Source organism: uncultured Catenibacterium sp., from assembly GCF_900540665.1.
Classification (GTDB): domain Bacteria; phylum Bacillota_I; class Bacilli_A; order Erysipelotrichales; family Coprobacillaceae; genus Catenibacterium.
On the sequence record NZ_UQGV01000052.1, the window covers coordinates 1 to 17,403 of the forward strand.

General features: G+C 31.2%; 7 protein-coding genes. 6 read left to right on the top strand and 1 reads right to left on the bottom strand.

The window, feature by feature from the left end; translation table 11 throughout:
• The first annotated feature begins 252 nt into the window (after positions 1–252).
• From QZQ55_RS07535 to QZQ55_RS07545, 3 genes are all read left to right on the top strand, one after another.
• Positions 253–5,328, top strand: a complete 5,076-nt coding sequence (locus QZQ55_RS07535; RefSeq protein ID WP_295091837.1) for a discoidin domain-containing protein — start codon at positions 253–255, stop codon at positions 5,326–5,328.
• A gap of 263 nt (positions 5,329–5,591) precedes the next feature.
• The gene (locus QZQ55_RS07540; RefSeq protein WP_295091840.1) at positions 5,592–6,254 is read left to right on the top strand and encodes a hypothetical protein; all 663 of its coding nucleotides are present in this window, start codon (positions 5,592–5,594) and stop codon (positions 6,252–6,254) included.
• Positions 6,255–6,259: 5 nt separating this feature from the next.
• Entirely contained in the window at positions 6,260–7,039 is a 780-nt protein-coding gene (locus QZQ55_RS07545; RefSeq protein ID WP_295091842.1) for an ATP-grasp domain-containing protein, read from the top strand.
• Positions 7,040–7,403: 364 nt separating this feature from the next.
• Here QZQ55_RS07545 and QZQ55_RS07550 read toward each other — a convergent pair whose 3' ends face one another.
• Entirely contained in the window at positions 7,404–8,609 is a 1,206-nt protein-coding gene (locus tag QZQ55_RS07550; RefSeq protein ID WP_295091846.1) for an ATP-binding protein, read from the bottom strand.
• Positions 8,610–9,104: 495 nt separating this feature from the next.
• On the opposite strand from QZQ55_RS07550, the gene QZQ55_RS07555 reads away from it, so the two are divergent.
• From QZQ55_RS07555 to QZQ55_RS07565, 3 genes are all read left to right on the top strand, one after another.
• The gene (locus QZQ55_RS07555) at positions 9,105–10,445 is read left to right on the top strand and encodes a glycoside hydrolase family 1 protein (protein ID WP_295091849.1); all 1,341 of its coding nucleotides are present in this window, start codon (positions 9,105–9,107) and stop codon (positions 10,443–10,445) included.
• A 16-nt stretch (positions 10,446–10,461) separates the two neighbouring features.
• On the top strand, positions 10,462–11,475 hold the full coding sequence (locus tag QZQ55_RS07560; protein ID WP_295091852.1) for a LacI family DNA-binding transcriptional regulator: 1,014 nt from the start codon (positions 10,462–10,464) through the stop codon (positions 11,473–11,475).
• A 243-nt stretch (positions 11,476–11,718) separates the two neighbouring features.
• Complete coding sequence (locus QZQ55_RS07565) at positions 11,719–17,343, top strand: discoidin domain-containing protein (protein WP_295091855.1); 5,625 nt, start codon at positions 11,719–11,721, stop codon at positions 17,341–17,343.
• Positions 17,344–17,403: the final 60 nt, after the last annotated feature.

A 17,403-nucleotide genomic window follows, 5' to 3' on the forward strand; every position in this document is an offset into this window, starting at 1 on the left:
TAAAGGGGCATGCCCCTTTATCCCAATTCCTTAATTCCAGTTTCATTTTACAATTCAGATAAGTATAAAATAAGACAATTAATTAAAAAAATACTTGAATAAGTACATTGAAAGTGCTATCATTTCACATGATGAAAAACATATAGGATTGTTACTATTGAATTAGGCAAGACCAGAGTGAACCTTCTATTTTAGAGGGGTACTTTGGCCTTTTTTTGTTGGTCCTATATAGAAAAGAAAGGAAAAGGGATAATGAACAAGAAACAAGGTGTTATTGGATTAGTTGCAACTGTCATGATTGCGAATGCTGCATTTGTTGATGTAAGACCAGTCTATGCTGTAGAAAACTTAAATCTTGCTAAAGGATGTACTGTTAATGCAAGTAGTTATGAAGTAGATTCTACATCACCAAGTAAAGCAGTAGATGGAGATATCAAGACTCGCTGGGGAACTGCACAGAACAAAGCAGATAATGAATGGATTGAAATCAATCTAGGTGGAGAAAAGACTGTACGTCAGATTAATATTAATTTTGAAAGAACGGATGATGCACAGAATATTCTAGGCTATAAGATTGAACTAGAAGAAAACGGACAATATAAAGAAGTATATAGAAAGACTTCTAAGGCAAAACAGAATGAAATCATTCAGTTAGATAAAGATCATCAAGCCACTAAAGTAAAGGTAACTGTACTTTCTGCAGATGGAGGTACAATCAACTGGAAGAATGTCGGAATCAATGAAATTGAAGTCTATAGTAAGATTGTAGAAAAAGCTGATGCTACGCCTGATAAAAACCATATGGCAAACGCTACAGTCACTGCATCAAGTAGTGAAGCTAATACATTAAGTCCAGATAAAGTAAAAGATGGAAGCACAGAAAAAGCAAACCGCTGGGCAAGTGATTATGAAACTCCAACTACTAATATCTGGTTAAATACTAAATTTGCTGGATTGACTCTCGTTAAGGAACTTAAGATTCATTTCTTTGAAAGAGATGTTGCACCAATGCCATCTAACGTAAAAAGCTTTGATATCAAATATAAAGATAAAGATGGTGTAGAAAAACTTGCAAAGAGCTTTACTAATACAAAGAAGGGTGACGGTTATAATAACGAAGTTGTTGTTAAGTTCAATGAACCTATTGAAGCAAAAGAATTAAAACTTTGTAACTTTGTAGCTGAAGCTTCATCATGGAATAACGTAAGTATTGCTGAAATGGAAGTTTATTCTAATGAACAGACAGACAAGAAAGCAACACTTGACTCTGTTGTATCATCTATTGAATCTCAGAGTAAGACAATTGAAGCTGATGTAAATACATTAGATATGCCAGCTGTACCAGAAGGATTTACTGTAAGAATCAATGGTGCAGACCTTGAACAGATCATTGGTGCTGATGGAAAGATTGTCCATCCATTAGTAGATAAGAATGTAAAAGTCTCTTATGTAGTTACAGATACTGAAACTGGAAAAGAAAAGAAGACAGCTGATGTTGACTATGTTGTAAAAGGTAAGAATGAACAAGTGTCAAGTAAGAATACTAAACCTACTGTTATTCCAGAAATCCAGGAATGGCATTCTAATTCAACAGAAAAGGTTTCTGTTAATTCTTTAAAGACAGTAACTTATACAGATGATAAGTTAAAAGCTGTTGTAGATGAATTTGTACGTGATTATAAAGATTTCACAGGTATTAACCTTACAGTGAAAAAAGGTGCTTCTCAGGCTAATGCATTTAACTTTGAATTAAAAGCACCAGATACTCTTCTAGGTGATGAAGGATATACAATGGATATTCAGAAAGACCGTATCAATGTTGCTTCTGTTCATACAACAGGTAATATGTACGGTATGCAGACAATCCTTCAGATGTATAAAGAAAACAATGAAGGCTATAAGATTGGTAAAATGCGTGACTATCCTCGTTTCAAGACACGTGGATTCTTATTCGATGTAGCACGTAAACCAGTTTCATTAGATATGATGAAGGAAGTTGCAAGAACAATGCGCTATTACAAGATGAATGACTTCCAGGCTCATTTATCTGATAACTATATTTTCTTAGAACAGTATGGTAAAGGTGATAATGAAAATGAAGCATTTAAAGCCTATGAAGCATTCCGTCTAGAATCAGGATTATCTAATGCGAAAGGTGAAACACCTACTGCAAAAGACTACTCTATCTCTAAGAAGGATTTCAGAAACTTTATCCAGGGTGAAAGAGCACTTGGTATGAATGTAGTACCTGAAATTGATGTTCCTGCACATGCAACTTCATTCACAAAAGTATGGCCAGAATTAATGGTACAAAACAAGGTATCACCATTAAATAGAAACAGACCACTTATTGACCATCTTGATGTTTCTAAGAAAGAAACAAAAGATAAGATCAAAGAAATCTTTGATGATTATACAACAGGTGCTAATCCAGTATTTGATGGAGAAACAACTGTACATATTGGTGCAGATGAATTCTTATCAAACTATACAGCATATCGTGGATTCGTTAATGATTTAGTACCTCACTTAAAGAAGACGAATACAGTTCGTATGTGGGGTGGTTTATCTTGGATTAAAGATAATCCAGTTACAAAGATTAATAAAGATGCTATTGATAATGTAGAAATGAACCTTTGGTCAGCTGACTGGGCAGATGGTATCGAAATGTATGATATGGGCTATAAGTTAATCAATACAATTGATGACTTTGGTTATATGGTTCCAAATGGTAACAAAGGACGTGCCAATGCTTATGGTGACTTATTAAACGTAAATAGAATCTTCAATCAGTTTGAAGCAAATAAAGTAAGAGTCAAAGGTGGTTCTTATAAGTATGTTCCTGCTGGTGATGATCAGATGCTAGGTGCAGCATTCGCACTTTGGAGTGATAATATTGATAAGAGTGCATCAGGTTTAAGTGAATCTGATTTATACTGGCGTTTCTTTGATGCATTACCATTCTATGCAGAAAAGACATGGGCTGCGACTGGTAAGGAAAAAGGTAGTGCAGATGCTCTTGCTAAACTTGCTCAGGACAAAGGAACAGGACCTAATACAAACCCTTATTACAAGGAAAATAAGAAGGGTGAAAACTATCAGAGCTATAACTTTAATAATGGCTTAAAAGATGGCTCTGAAAACAAACGTGACCTTAAAGAAGGAAAGAATACTGAAATTAAGGATAATGCGTTAGTATTAAAGGATGGCGTAAGTTATGTAACTTCACCAATTAAAGAATTAGGAAATGGTAATAAGTTATCATTTGATATTAAGTTGAAGAAACCTGCAAAACCAGGAGACATCTTATTTGAATCAGATGCTGACTATGGAACACATGATATCAGAATCATGGAAGATGGTAAGTTAGGATTCACAAGAGAACTTTATAACTATTATTTTGATTATGAATTACCAGTAGGTAAGAGTGTAAACATTGAGATTACTACAGCTCAGCAGAAGACAAGTTTATATGTCAATGGTGAATATGTATGTGATGCAAAAGGTAAATTCATTCATAATGATATGGTGAAGAAAGACAATATCACTCATTCAACATTTGCTTTACCACTAGAAAGAATTGGTTCTAAGACAGAAACAGTATCTGCAGTTATTGATAATGTTGTTGTATCTGAAAAAGCACCAGAAGTAGATCTTTATAATAAGACTGCTTGGACTGGAAGAGCAGAATCAGAAACACCAACTTCACATGGTGGAAACAATGAAGGTATTATCGGTATGGCATTTGATAATAAACCTTCTACAATCTGGCATTCAGACTGGTCTCAGGCTACAAAAGATAAGGTTCCAACAACTTCAGGTGCAGCTGGAACTGGAAAGGGTGCTGATGGAAGTATCTGGTCAGAAGTGAAATTTGATAAGGCTTATGAAATCAACCAGGTATCATTTACACCTCGTCAGGACTCTAATAGTGGTCAGGTCACTAAAGCATCACTTTATATCCAGACTAAGAAAGACGGAGAATGGGTAGAAGTAGCTAAGGATCAGACATTTGATGCTAACAAGTCAGAAAAAACATTTACTTTTGATACACAGAATGTTTATGGATTCAAGTTCGTTGCTTCACAGTCTAATGATGGATGGGTTGCTATTTCTGAATTCAATATCGCAAATAAAGAAGTAACTAATAACACTTATACTGTTTATGTAGAAGCAGAAAAAGGTGGAAAAGTAAGTGGTGGTCAGGAAGTTGCAGCAGGTAAATCTGTGACTATTAATGCAACACCTAATAGAGGTTATGTATTTACAGGATGGTATCGTCCTAATGGTGATAAAGTATCTGATAAAGCAGAATACACATTCAATGTTATGGGTAATACAGCTTTAATTGCGAAGTTTGAAAAATCTGCAGAAGCAGATGTGAAGATCACAAGTATCCAGAAGCTAGATGATTTAACTGTAGTAAAAGGTACTTCATTTGATGCATTAAATCTACCAAACAAAGTATCTATTACATTAGAAAACAATGAAACAGAAGAAGTAGACGTAACATGGAATAAGGATGCTTATAAAGCTGATGAATGTGGTACATATGTATTAGAAGGTACATTCACATTACCAGAAGGCGTTGCAAACCCAGATGGCTTGAAAGCAACTGTAAAAGTAACTGTTGAAAATAAGACATATACAATTGCAGTAGATAGTGATAAGAACATGGGAACTGTTTCTATGGATCAGGCAAATGGTACTTATGAAGAAGGTACAAAAGCGACTTTAACAGCTACAGCTAATGAAGGTTATAAATTTGTAAACTGGACAGATGCAGATGGAAAAGTAGTAAGTACTTCTAACCCATATACATTTGAAGTAAGTGCAAATACTACACTTAAAGCAAACTTTAAGAAAGTAGAAGTTACACCAACAGCTCCTTCATCAAAAGATATCTTAGATGCAATCATTGCTGGTAATAAAGTACAATCAGTGATTAAGAAGGGTGAAACAGAACTTGTTCTTCCTAAGGTTCCTGAAGGTTACGATATTAAGATTACTCAAGTAAATCCTGAAGGTATCATCGCATTAGATGGTAAGGTTACAACACCTAAGAAGGATACAGATGTTCTTGTTACAATTTCAGTAACTGATGCAGAAGGAAAGTCATTCGCTGCTGACTTCATCGTAAAAGTAGAAGGATTAAATGAATCTGATAAGGAAACTCCAAAAGATCCTGAAACAGGAAAAGATACACCTAAAGATCCTACTCAGGATAAGAAACCAGCTAAGACAGGTGATGCAACATCAATTGCAAGCTGGATCTCTATGATGACAGTAGCAGGTGCTATGTTACTTAAGAGAAAGAAAAGATCATAATATTTAATTGGTCTGAGAGATAGCGAAAGCTATCTCTTTTTTGAGTTCTAAGACAAAGAAAAAACCCACGACATAAATCGTGAGTTTTCTTCCGCACCGAGTGCCATTTACATTGATGATTGTAAGCTAGATTTACTAGAAAATCAATAGGCTATTTACAATTAAAAAAATATTTTAGCGCCTACTATTAGGCATTGTCATAGCTTAAGTCTAAACATTATTTTAGAAAAAGTAATAGAATAGACATAGAAAGGGTGATGATTATGGTTGAACAACTAGATAAACTCATGAATGCATTGTATGAAAAAAGTACTATTTCACATAATAAGAAACACTCAGAAATAATAGAGAAAAAATTGGATTTTAAGGTTGTAGTTATAGTTGATTTTGAAAACTATCAAGCTATTCCTACAGACTTGTTAGACAAAGAGTATGTTTATTATTTGTTTTGTGGATTTGTCACTACAAAACCAGCACAAGAATACAAAGGTATGTTAGAATGGGATGATATTAGCATAGTAGAAACTAGGCATATAGGAACAAAAATTGCGGATAATAGAATCTCTATGTATATTGGTTATATATTTGGTAAATACAATCCTAAGCAAGTTATACTGGTATCTAATGATATTGATTATTATGAAATGATGATGGATTTAAAGGCTCATGGATACCCGATAATGTTAAGAGAACCCTCATTAAATAGTAAAGAGCAGCAAAGAAGACAAATGGATCTAATGATGGATAAACTTGTAGAACTGAATAATGGGGAAAATATTATAGGAGTATCTAGAATTAAGTTTTATTTGAAATCAAATATGGAATTATCTGAAAGTGAACTCAATAAAGTGTTAAACAGAATAAAATCACAATGTGAATTAACAGAAGTAAAAGGAACAGAAGAATTCTATAAGTTAAAGGGGTGAAACATATGAAGGTTTATGTGAAATGTAATAAGAATTCTAATTCTGGATTATTTATAGGGAAAAGTGAAACATTTACAAAAGCGATATATGGCTTTAGTGAATTAGGTTGTGAAATTATACCCTATGAAGTATTAGATGATATATACGATGTCGTTACAAAAGAAGATATAGTAGTTGATTATATTTATCAATGTGAAGAAATATTCAGAAAGTTTGGGTATGATGATGTTCATGTTGATGATTATCCTGAATGCTTAAAGAAGTATTTAGGACGAAAGATTTGGTATGATACGATTGATTCTATTTCTTCTCATGTGGAAAAATGGTCTGCTGGATGGTTTGTTAAACCGGTTAAGTCAAAAGTATTTACAGGAAAAGTCATAAAGAGTATCAAAGATTTAGTTGGATGTGGTAATTGTGAAGAAAACTATGAAGTCATATGCAGTGAAGCAATAGATATTAGAAGAGAATGGCGATGTTTTATTTATTATGATGAAATTTATGATATAAAGCCATATAAAGGGGATTATCATTATACATATGATCCACATGTCATTGATCAGATTATGAAGGATTTTAGAACATGGGAAGAAAGACCAGCAGCTTGCATTATTGATATTGGTGTGACTAGTGATCATAAAACAATATTAGTAGAATGCAATGATGCTTATTCATCTGGCGATTATGGACTAGAAGACTTCAAATATGCTAGATTTATATCTGCAAGATGGGCTCAGATTTTTGAGCGAGAAGATCCATTTGATTTTAGAAAGTATCAGCCTTGATATTCATCATGATTAAAAAAATATAAATAGTGAAAAAACGCTAAATAAATACATCTACTTATAGAAATAAACTTCTATACAATAAAGATTATCGTTGGATAAGCTTATTTTAATCACTCTAAAGGGGCTGCAACGAATAGATAGCACTTACTACTACCTTGAGCGTTGCAGCTCTCTTTCGTTATATTTGATCTAAGAAGGCTATCTACTATTTAATGTGAGATCCCATCTCAAGGACATTAAATAAAAAGGTACTTAAAACTGATTAGACATAAAGATCTCAATATGATTTAATCGATATTTTCAGTTACACCATATAATTTGACGCTTAAAGAATAGGCTGTAGCGAATTAATCGCTACAGCCTATTCTTCTAATAACCAATCTATGATATTGATTACTTTGATACCTTCATAGTTTCCTAACGTATATCTATCTAAAGTAAGGATGATTTTTTCATAATTATCCTTAATTTGTTTCAAAGGACGAATTTCTCTATTGAATGTATTCTCATCAACAAGTGATGCTGTGACCTGTATATAAGTATACACATCTTTTTTCTTTGCGATAAAATCTACTTCTGCACGACCATTTCGTCCAATATTCACATTATATCTTCTTCTTAGTAGTTCAAGATAGACAATATTTTCAATTGTAAAACCTAAATCATAGAATTGTTTTGGAAGAATATAATTACGAATTCCTGAATCTACAATATAATATTTCTTATTCGACTTTAAGACTTCTTTACCTGAAACATCCATGACTTCTACTGGGTAATAAAGATAAGATTCACATAATGCTTCAACATAATTACTAATAGTATTAGGAGAAGTCTTTCTTTCATTAGATTTGAAATAATTAGTAATACTACGTATAGAAACAGGACTTCCAACAACACTTGATAAATATTTGGATATAGCTTTAAGTAATGCAATATCAGTTACACTCTTTGAATTTTTTCTATTAATTCTTTCTTCAATATCCTTTACAATTACAGTATTGTAGATTCCTTCTAGATACATATCAATTTGTTCATTTTGTAATTGTATTTGATTGATATAAGGAAAACCACCTGTTTTCATATACTTTTGAAAAGCCTCTTCTTTATCTGTTTGTGGATTATAGACTTCCTTAAATGATAAAGGGAGAACAGGTATTTCAATATATCGACCACTTAAATAAGTAGCCAACTGGCCAGAAAATATATACGAATTAGAACCTGTAATGTAGATATCTATATTCTCTTTTACGTGAAGGCTATCTACAACCTTTTCATAAGAAGGAACATTTTGTATTTCATCCAGAAAAATATACATCATCTTATTCTCTACTAATCTATCTTTAATGTATTGGTAGAGTTTCTTATAATCCTGTAGATCCTCATATTCAAGTTTTTCAAAGTTAATAGAAACAATTTGTGATGGATCAATCCCGTTATTCACCAGATATTCCTGATACAATTTTAAAATTGTACTTTTTCCACAACGTCTAATTCCGGTAAGTACTTTTATAATATTCTGATCTTTCCAGGATAATAACTGTTTTAAGTATTCTTTTCTTTCAATCATTTTATTCACCTCTATTCTGATTAAATTATATCATATCATTTTAATCAATTCAATTTGTGTTCAAAATAGAGAACACTTATGTAAAAATATGAAATACTATTTAAATTTAAGAACACTTATGTAAAATAATACAATAATATTCAAATATGAGAACATAATAAAAGGGCAGGTGCCTGCCCTTAATGGGTTTTAATGTGGATTGTGACTATTCTCTATATCTTTAATATTTTTTAACCCATCAATCACAAAAGAGCCAATCATTTCTGCAAGAGATTCGACAATCTCAATACTTTTGGATTGTTCTTTCTAATAGACTCATTCACTAAAGCATGATAATAATCGTTCTTTAGAATACCCTTCTTATGTTTCTCTAGAGATTCTCTCCGGCATTGGGCAAAAAGACTTTAATATTTTTTTCAAGTACAACTATCTTGAAATTCAAGTATATACTTAATAGAATTAAAGAAGAATATACATAAAGGAGCTAATATAAAGATGCTAAGAAAAGATTTCTTATGGGGTGGTGCTGTTACTGCTCATCAAAGTGAAGGTGGATATACTGAAGGAGGAAAAGTTCCTGCAGTATGTGATTTAACAGTTACTGGTAAGTTCTCAGACTTTAAAGATGGTATTGATGCTTATCATAGATACAAAGAAGACTTTGATTTATATAAAGAGTTAGGCTTTAATGCATACCGTTTCTCTTTAGACTGGTCTAGACTTATGAGTGATGAGAATACATATAATGAAGAAGGTTTTGCTTTCTATGATGAATTTATTGATGAATTACTAGAGAGAGGTATAGAACCTATTCCTACACTCTATCACTTTGAAATGCCTGTAATCTTATATGAGAAGTATAATGGTTTTGCGAGTAGAAAAGTTGTTGATCTATTTGTAGAATTATGCAAGAAGATCGTAGATCGTTATTGTCATAAAGTAAAATACTGGATTATTTTTAATGAACAGAATGGAATACTACAAAAAGGTCCAAAGATGTTCTTTGGTGCAGTATGTCCTGAAGGAGAAAACCCTATTACTCTAGATCATCAAATTATGCATAATACATTAATCGCGCATAGTTTGATAAATGAATACATTCATCAAAAAGGAGGCTATGTTTTAGGTATGGCCACTATTGTACAAAGTTATCCTGAAACATGTCACCCATTAGATACATTAGAATCTATGAAAGCTCAAAGTGAAGCATTTGTATTCCTAGATGTTTTTGCGAGAGGACATTACAACAGCTATTTCCTAGCAAATATGAAACAAGAAGGTACTATGCCAGTTATAGAAGAAGGAGACTTTGAAATACTTAAGAAGGGTAAAACAGATGCCCTTGCGATAAGTTATTATATGTCTACAATTAGTCATTATGGTGAAGAGAGTTTGACTAATGTAGAAGATGTAGTTATTAAGAAGAACCCTTATTTAGAAATGTCTGAATTTGGATGGACAATAGACCCTATTGGATTACGTATTACATTAAGACAACTTTATGACAGATATGAAATGCCTATTTATATTGTAGAGAATGGTTATGGATATGATGATCAGTTAGTAGATGGCGTTATTAATGATGATTATCGTATTGACTATATGAGAAAGCATATTGGAGAGATGAAAAAGGCTGTAGAAGAAGGTGTAGATTGTAGAGGATACTTATCATGGGGTCCTATTGATATCTTAAGCAGTCGTGCACAGATGAAAAAGAGATATGGTTTTGTCTATGTAAATAGAGATAATGATGACTTAAAGGATATGAGAAGAATTAAGAAGAAGTCATTTGAATGGTATAAGAATGTAATAAGTAGTAATGGGGAAGTGCTATAAACAAAGAGGTAATAACATGAAAGTGACTATGAAAGATATAGCGAAAGAATTGAATATCTCTATTAATGCTGTATCGATTGCATTAAATGATAAGCCAGGTGTAAGTGAATCAATGCGCCTAAAAATATTAAGAACAGCTGATAAAATGGGATATATTAATGAAAAACATCATTATCTTTCAGTCTTTTCTAAATCTAATATTTGTATTCTTATGCAGAGCTATTATGCTAATACAGGACATTTTTATTCTATTGTATTACGTTCAATCGTTGAATGTGCAAAACAATTAGGCTATATATCTATTTTGAATTATTTTGAAGATAATCAATTTGAATTCCCAGATTGTATTATAGATAGAAAAGTAGCTGGTATTTTAGTGGTTGGTAAAATATCAGATCAGAATTTAAATCAGTTGAAAAATACAGGTATTCCTGTTGTTCTTGTAGATTATACATCATTGAGGGATACATGTGATTGTGTTTTGACTCACAATAAACAGGGAGGATATTTAATAACTCAATATGTTCTTGATAAAGGATATAAAAGAGTTGGATTTTTTGGAGATTTAGAATACTCTTTAAGCTTTTCTGATCGTTTTATTGGATATAAACAAGCTTTAGTAAATAGAAGTATTACATCCGATATAGAATCCTATATAAATCAATATTCCATCTTACATGGAACGGAGAAATACGTATTAGAAAATGATGTTAATGGCATTGTATCATTACTTAAAAAGAGTGAATTACCTGAAGTTTTTGTGTGTGCCAATGATTCAAATGCATTTATATTGTTGAATGCATTGACTTTAATGAATATAAAAGTACCTGATCAAATAGGTATTACGGGTTTTGATGATACACCTCTATGTAATAAAACAATCCCTAAACTTACTACTGTTCAAGTACAAAAAGAATTAATGGGAGAAATTGCTGTAAGTAAACTTATAGATCGTATTCATCGTGAAAACGATGTTCAAATGACTCAATTATTATCTACTAAAATAATCGAAAGAGATTCATTGAAATAATTATTATTCAAGTTAATCCAGATTGAAATTAAAGTATATGAAAGGCAATTTATCTAAAGAAAACGGTAGAAACCCCACCTCAATATAAATATAGGTGGGGGTTTTCTTCTGTTAATGCATCTAATTGAGAAATTCTAGAGTAAGAAAGTGAAATGATTATTATTCAAGTTAATCTAAGTTGAAATTAAAGTATATGAATGGCATTTTATAATTAGAAAGCGATTACAAAAGGAGGGTTAAGTGATGAATAAAGTAGTAAAACTAATGATTTCTTTGTTTATTGTATTCACAATGTCACTTTCAAATGTTCAGATGACATTCGGATTAACATCTAATGAAGAAATAAGTATTATCAAGGGAAGGTTAAAGGAACATTTCTTATCTTTAGATACTATTGATGATGGTTCTAAAGTTAAAACATGTTATGTTTCTAAAGCAAGCGATTATCTAAAACTTATAAAAGAGGATGGTTCTTTTGATGATGTTAATTATAAGGCAAATAATAATGCTGCAAATGGAGCAGCATGGTCTCCTTATCTAGCGTTAGATCGTCTTCAAGCTATTTCTATAGCTTATAGTAAAGAAGGTAATGCCTTATATAAAAAGCAGGAAGTAGTAAATAAACTAGAGAAAGCTATAAAATATTGGGCTGAACAAAATCCTCGTTCAACAAACTGGTGGGAAAATCAAGTAGGCGTACAGCTTCGTTTTTCTAGAATGGCTCTATTTCTAGAAGATGTTGTAGGTGAAGATACAGAAAATATCATGTTAAAGAAGCTTTTAGAAAAAGTACCAGTTAAATATGGAACAGGTCAAAATAATCTATGGTTTGATCAAAACTATCTTTATTATTATTTGTTGACAGAAGATTCTGAACATTTACATGATATGATTAATAATTATCTAAGTTATTGTTTAGTCACACAAAAAGATGATAAAACATCTGAAGCTGTACAAGTAGACAACAGTTTTTATATGCATGGTAAACAGTTTTATTCAAATGGCTATGGAATGTCTATGTTTAGAGATATGAGTTTCTGGATTTATATGTTGAGAGATACTTCATTTTCATTAGGAAAAGATGTTATTAATCGTATGGCTGATTATATGATTAATGGAACAAGCTGGACAATTAGAGGAGATATTCAAGAATTATATTTAGGTTATCGTGAATATAAATATTCAGTTGGTTATAAGAATTATGCAGCTGAGTATAGTGAGCCATTAAAAAGAATGATTGCTTCTGATAAAACACATGCTAAAGAGTATCAGGACATTTTGAATAATATCGAAAACCCACAGATTACAAATGGTAAAAATGGAAACTACTATATGTGGAGATCAGGTTATGCATCCCACATGAGAAATGATTATGGAGTTAATATAAAAATGGATTCCAATGAAATCATTGGAGGAGAATGGAGAGGAAGCTGGCCTAATGGAAATAAAGGTCAACTCATTTATTGGACTTCATCAGCAGCATCTACTATTAGTGTTGATGGTGATGAATATACTACTGTTTATCCAACTTATGATTGGGCACATTGTCCTGGAACAACAACTGCTGCAAGATTAGTACAGGATTATTCTAATTCAGGACGTTTTACTAATGGAACAAGTCATACTATCGGTGTATCGAATGGACAGTATGGTGCATGTGCTTATGCAATGGATAAAAAAGGAACACAAGTAAAGAAAGGATATTTCTTCTTTGATGATGAAATTGTAGCATTAGGTTCAGGTATTACATCTAGTGAATCAGTTGAAATCCATACAACACTTAATCAGGCAAAAGCTGATAATGTTTTAGTGGATGGAGATGTGATTTCTCAAGATACTACTAAAACTATTAAAAATAGTAAATGGATTTACAATAATAAAGTTGGATATGTTTTCCCAAATGAAACATCAGTAACTGTTTCTAATGCATATCAGAAAGACAATCCTTCTTTGTGGGCAGAAGAAAAGAAAGCTTCTACTCCAAGAACATTTAAAGCATATATTAATCATGGAATAAAGCCTAGTAATCAGTCATATTCTTATATTATTCTGCCAAACAAAACAAGTAAAAAGGTATCAGAATATGCTGATAATAATCCAATCACTATTGTTGCGAATAATGAAAGTGTTCAAGCAGTTAGAAATGAAAATCTTAAACAGACACAAATAAATTTCTATAAAGCAGGGACATTAGAATATAAAACAGGATATAAAGTAACCGTTGATCAGCCTTGTAGTTTAATTATTGATGAATCTGAAGATCAAAGAAAAATCACTCTTGCAGCATCAGAAAATCAAAGTAATACTACAATTCAAGTTAAACTTGATTATGGTCATACTACTACAAAAACTGACTTAATTACGCCATCAGCACCATATACAGGTTCATCTATGACTTTAAATGAAAATGATAGTAATTTGTATAATGCTAGTTCATCTTTATCACCATATGATATCAAACTAGCTTTTGATAATGATATAAGTACTTATTGGCAGAGTAAGTCTAATGATGAAGAATGGGTCAGCTTTTATGCTGGTAATAGTTATATTTCAGAATTAAATATCAAGTGGGGAAATCATTATGCTTCAGATTTTGATATATATACATCTAAGGATGGTAAAACATATACTTATTTAAAATCAGTGAATCAAAAAGATGATTTGAAAGACTCTACTATCAGCATAGGCGGTATATACCCTTATATAAAGATAGTACTGAAGAAAACTAAGGATCCTAATTATCAAATTAAAGAAATTATCTGTAAAAGTCAGGATGCATTAACATATAAGAAACCTGTTGAAGTAAGTTCTCAATACAATGATGAATTAAAGAAAGAGAATGCTGTTGATGGCAATACAAATACACGATGGGGTTCAAAGAGAGATAGTAATGATAACTGGATTATTGTAGATTTACAGAAAAATTGTTCAATTAAGGCTTTAAATATTTTATGGGAAGCCGCATGTTCAGATGAATATAGTATTGAGATTTCTTTAGATAAGAAAAACTGGACTACTGTAAAAGATAAATTGAAATCAAATCAATCATTATATGATCAATATTTATTTGATGATAATGTTTATGGTCGTTATTTAAAGATACATTCTACAAAAACTAGAATTGTTAATGGAAAGAATTATGGAATTAGTATATATGAACTCGTTGCATATGGAAGTGAAGAACAAGAAGATACGAATTATAGTAATATCGCATTAAATAAGTCAGTAGAAACAAGTTCACAATATAATAATGAATTAAAAAAAGAAAATGCTGTTGATGGTAATATTAAAACACGTTGGGGATCAATTAGAAACAGTGATGATAATTGGATTATTATTGATTTAGAACAGTATTCAATAATTAATAAGATTCAAATTGATTGGGAAAATGCATGCTCTGATGATTATACAGTAGAAGTATCTACTGATAAGAAAACTTGGCAGGTTGTTACTGAAACAAAAACAAACACATCATTAAGAGATATTCATACATATGATTCATATATTTATGGTCGATATCTTAAAATTCATTCTTACAAAACACGCCGTGTAAATAATAAGAATTATGGTATTGGTATTAATGAAGTAGCAGTATATGGTGATAAATCATCAGGAGTTAATGAAAATCAAAACATTGCATTAAATAAACCTTCATATTCATCTAGCACTTATAAGAGTCAATATGGTTCTGAAAAAGCATTTGATGGAAGTGTAGATAAAACATCTGGTAAAGAATCAAGATGGGTTTCTCAGAGAAGAAAGGATAATTCTGGTAAATATGTTGATTATCAATGGATTTATGTAGATTTACAGAATTACTATGATATTTCAAAAATAGTTTTAAATTGGGAAGCAGCATGTGCTAAAAGTTATAAAATCCAGATTTCTTCAAATGGCAAAAACTGGAAGGATATTACTTCAGTAAGTGATGGAAAAGGTGGTAAAAGAGAATTTGACTATACTGACAAAACAGTAGCTAGATATGTAAGAGTAGAATGTCTAGAACCTTCTACTGTTTATGGTTATTCATTATGGGAATTTGAAGTATATGGTAATAGAGTTAAACAGCCAAAGACTACAAATTTAGCACTAAATAAGAAGTCTAGTGCATCTAGTTCATATAAAGCACAATATGATTCTTCTAAGGCATTTGATGGAAGTGAAGATGCTACTTCAGGAAAGGAATCTCGTTGGGTTTCTTTAAGACAGAAAGATAATAAGGAAGATGTTTCAAATCAGTGGATTTCTGTTGATCTTGGAGATTATTACAATGTTAATCAGATTAAGTTAAATTGGGAAGGAACTGGAGCAGAGGAATATAAGTTACAGGTTTCTTTAGATGGAGAAATATGGACTGATATTACATATGCACAACGTTCTAACGGTGGTATTGAAACATATAATTATAATGGTGTAACAGCTAGATATGTGAAAATGCAGGGAATTAAACCTAACAGTATTTATGGATATTCATTATGGGAATTTGAAGTATACGGAGATTCACTTGATAAATGTGAACTAACAAATTTATATTACATGAATGTCAATATGGATACTTCTATTTATACACCAGAAACAAAAGAAAGATTCAATCAAGCATTGAATAATACCTATAAGGTGATCAATGAAAATGTTGATTCTTCTACGATATTAGAAACAAAACAAGAGTTACTAGATAGTATTAATAATTTGAAATTATTGGCTAATTTTGATTATTTGGGTAGTTTAATTAAAGAATGTAAAAATCTTGATGAATCAGTATATACACCTGCTACTTTTGAAAAATTGAAAGATAAGTTACAAGAAGCTGAAATAGTCTACAATGATAAAAATAGCAGCCAGGAAAAGATTGATTCTATTTGTGAGGAACTTGTTGAAGCAAAAGATAAATTGATTTTCAAGAGCGATAAAACAGATTTAATTGCATTGGTTGATGAAGTGAATAAGCTTGATCGTTCATTGTATATAGATGCTTGTGTAGAGGAATTAGACATTTATTTGAATAAAGCACAAGAAGTAATAAATGATGAAAATGCGAATGAAGAATCTGTTTTAGAAGCATATAAGAATTTGTCTGATGCAAAAGATCTTCTTGTGACTAAAGAATCTTATGAACATCTACAAGAATTGATTACAAAGGCATTAGACATTGATGAATCTAAATATACAGAAGAGTCAATTAAATTACTTACAGACAAGAGAAAGCAAGCTGAAGAAGCTTATAAAGAATCTGTTCCTCAAAATGATAAGGTACAAAAGGCAATATTGGAATTAGAGGGTGTTTTAAATGCTTTAGAGAAGAAGATTGATTACTCTCAGTTAATAGCTATTATTGATAAAGCTGAATCTATTGATCAAACGAAATATACACCTTCATCATTGTTGATAGTGAATAATGAAGTACTTAAAGCGAAAGCACTCATAGATAAAGCTGATGTTACTCAAGAAGAAATTGATGAAATGGTTAATACCTTATCAGAGGCTATTGATCATCTTGTTTTAAAAGCAGATAAGACAAAACTTGAAGAGTTGATTTCAAAAATTGATGCTTTAGACATGAGTAAGTATGAAAATACAGATTCTTTAATTACAGTATTAAATCAAAGTAAAGAAGTATTAATGAATGAAGAAGCTACACAAAGTGAAGTGGATCAAGCTTGTGAAATGTTGAATGCTTCATATAAACAGCTTAAACTTAAGTCTGATAATATTGAAATAACAGAAATACCAACTCAGAGTACAAATAAGACTAATAAAAATGAACAGATTAAGACGGGTGATACTACTTATATTAATATGATTGGATGGTCTTTATTGATTATGATGAGTTGCTTAGGAATATTCTTTATAAGAAAGAGAGTATATTAAAAATAAAGAACCTTTAATTTTTAAGGGGGGGTCAATAGAAAACTCGCTTTAAATATTTGG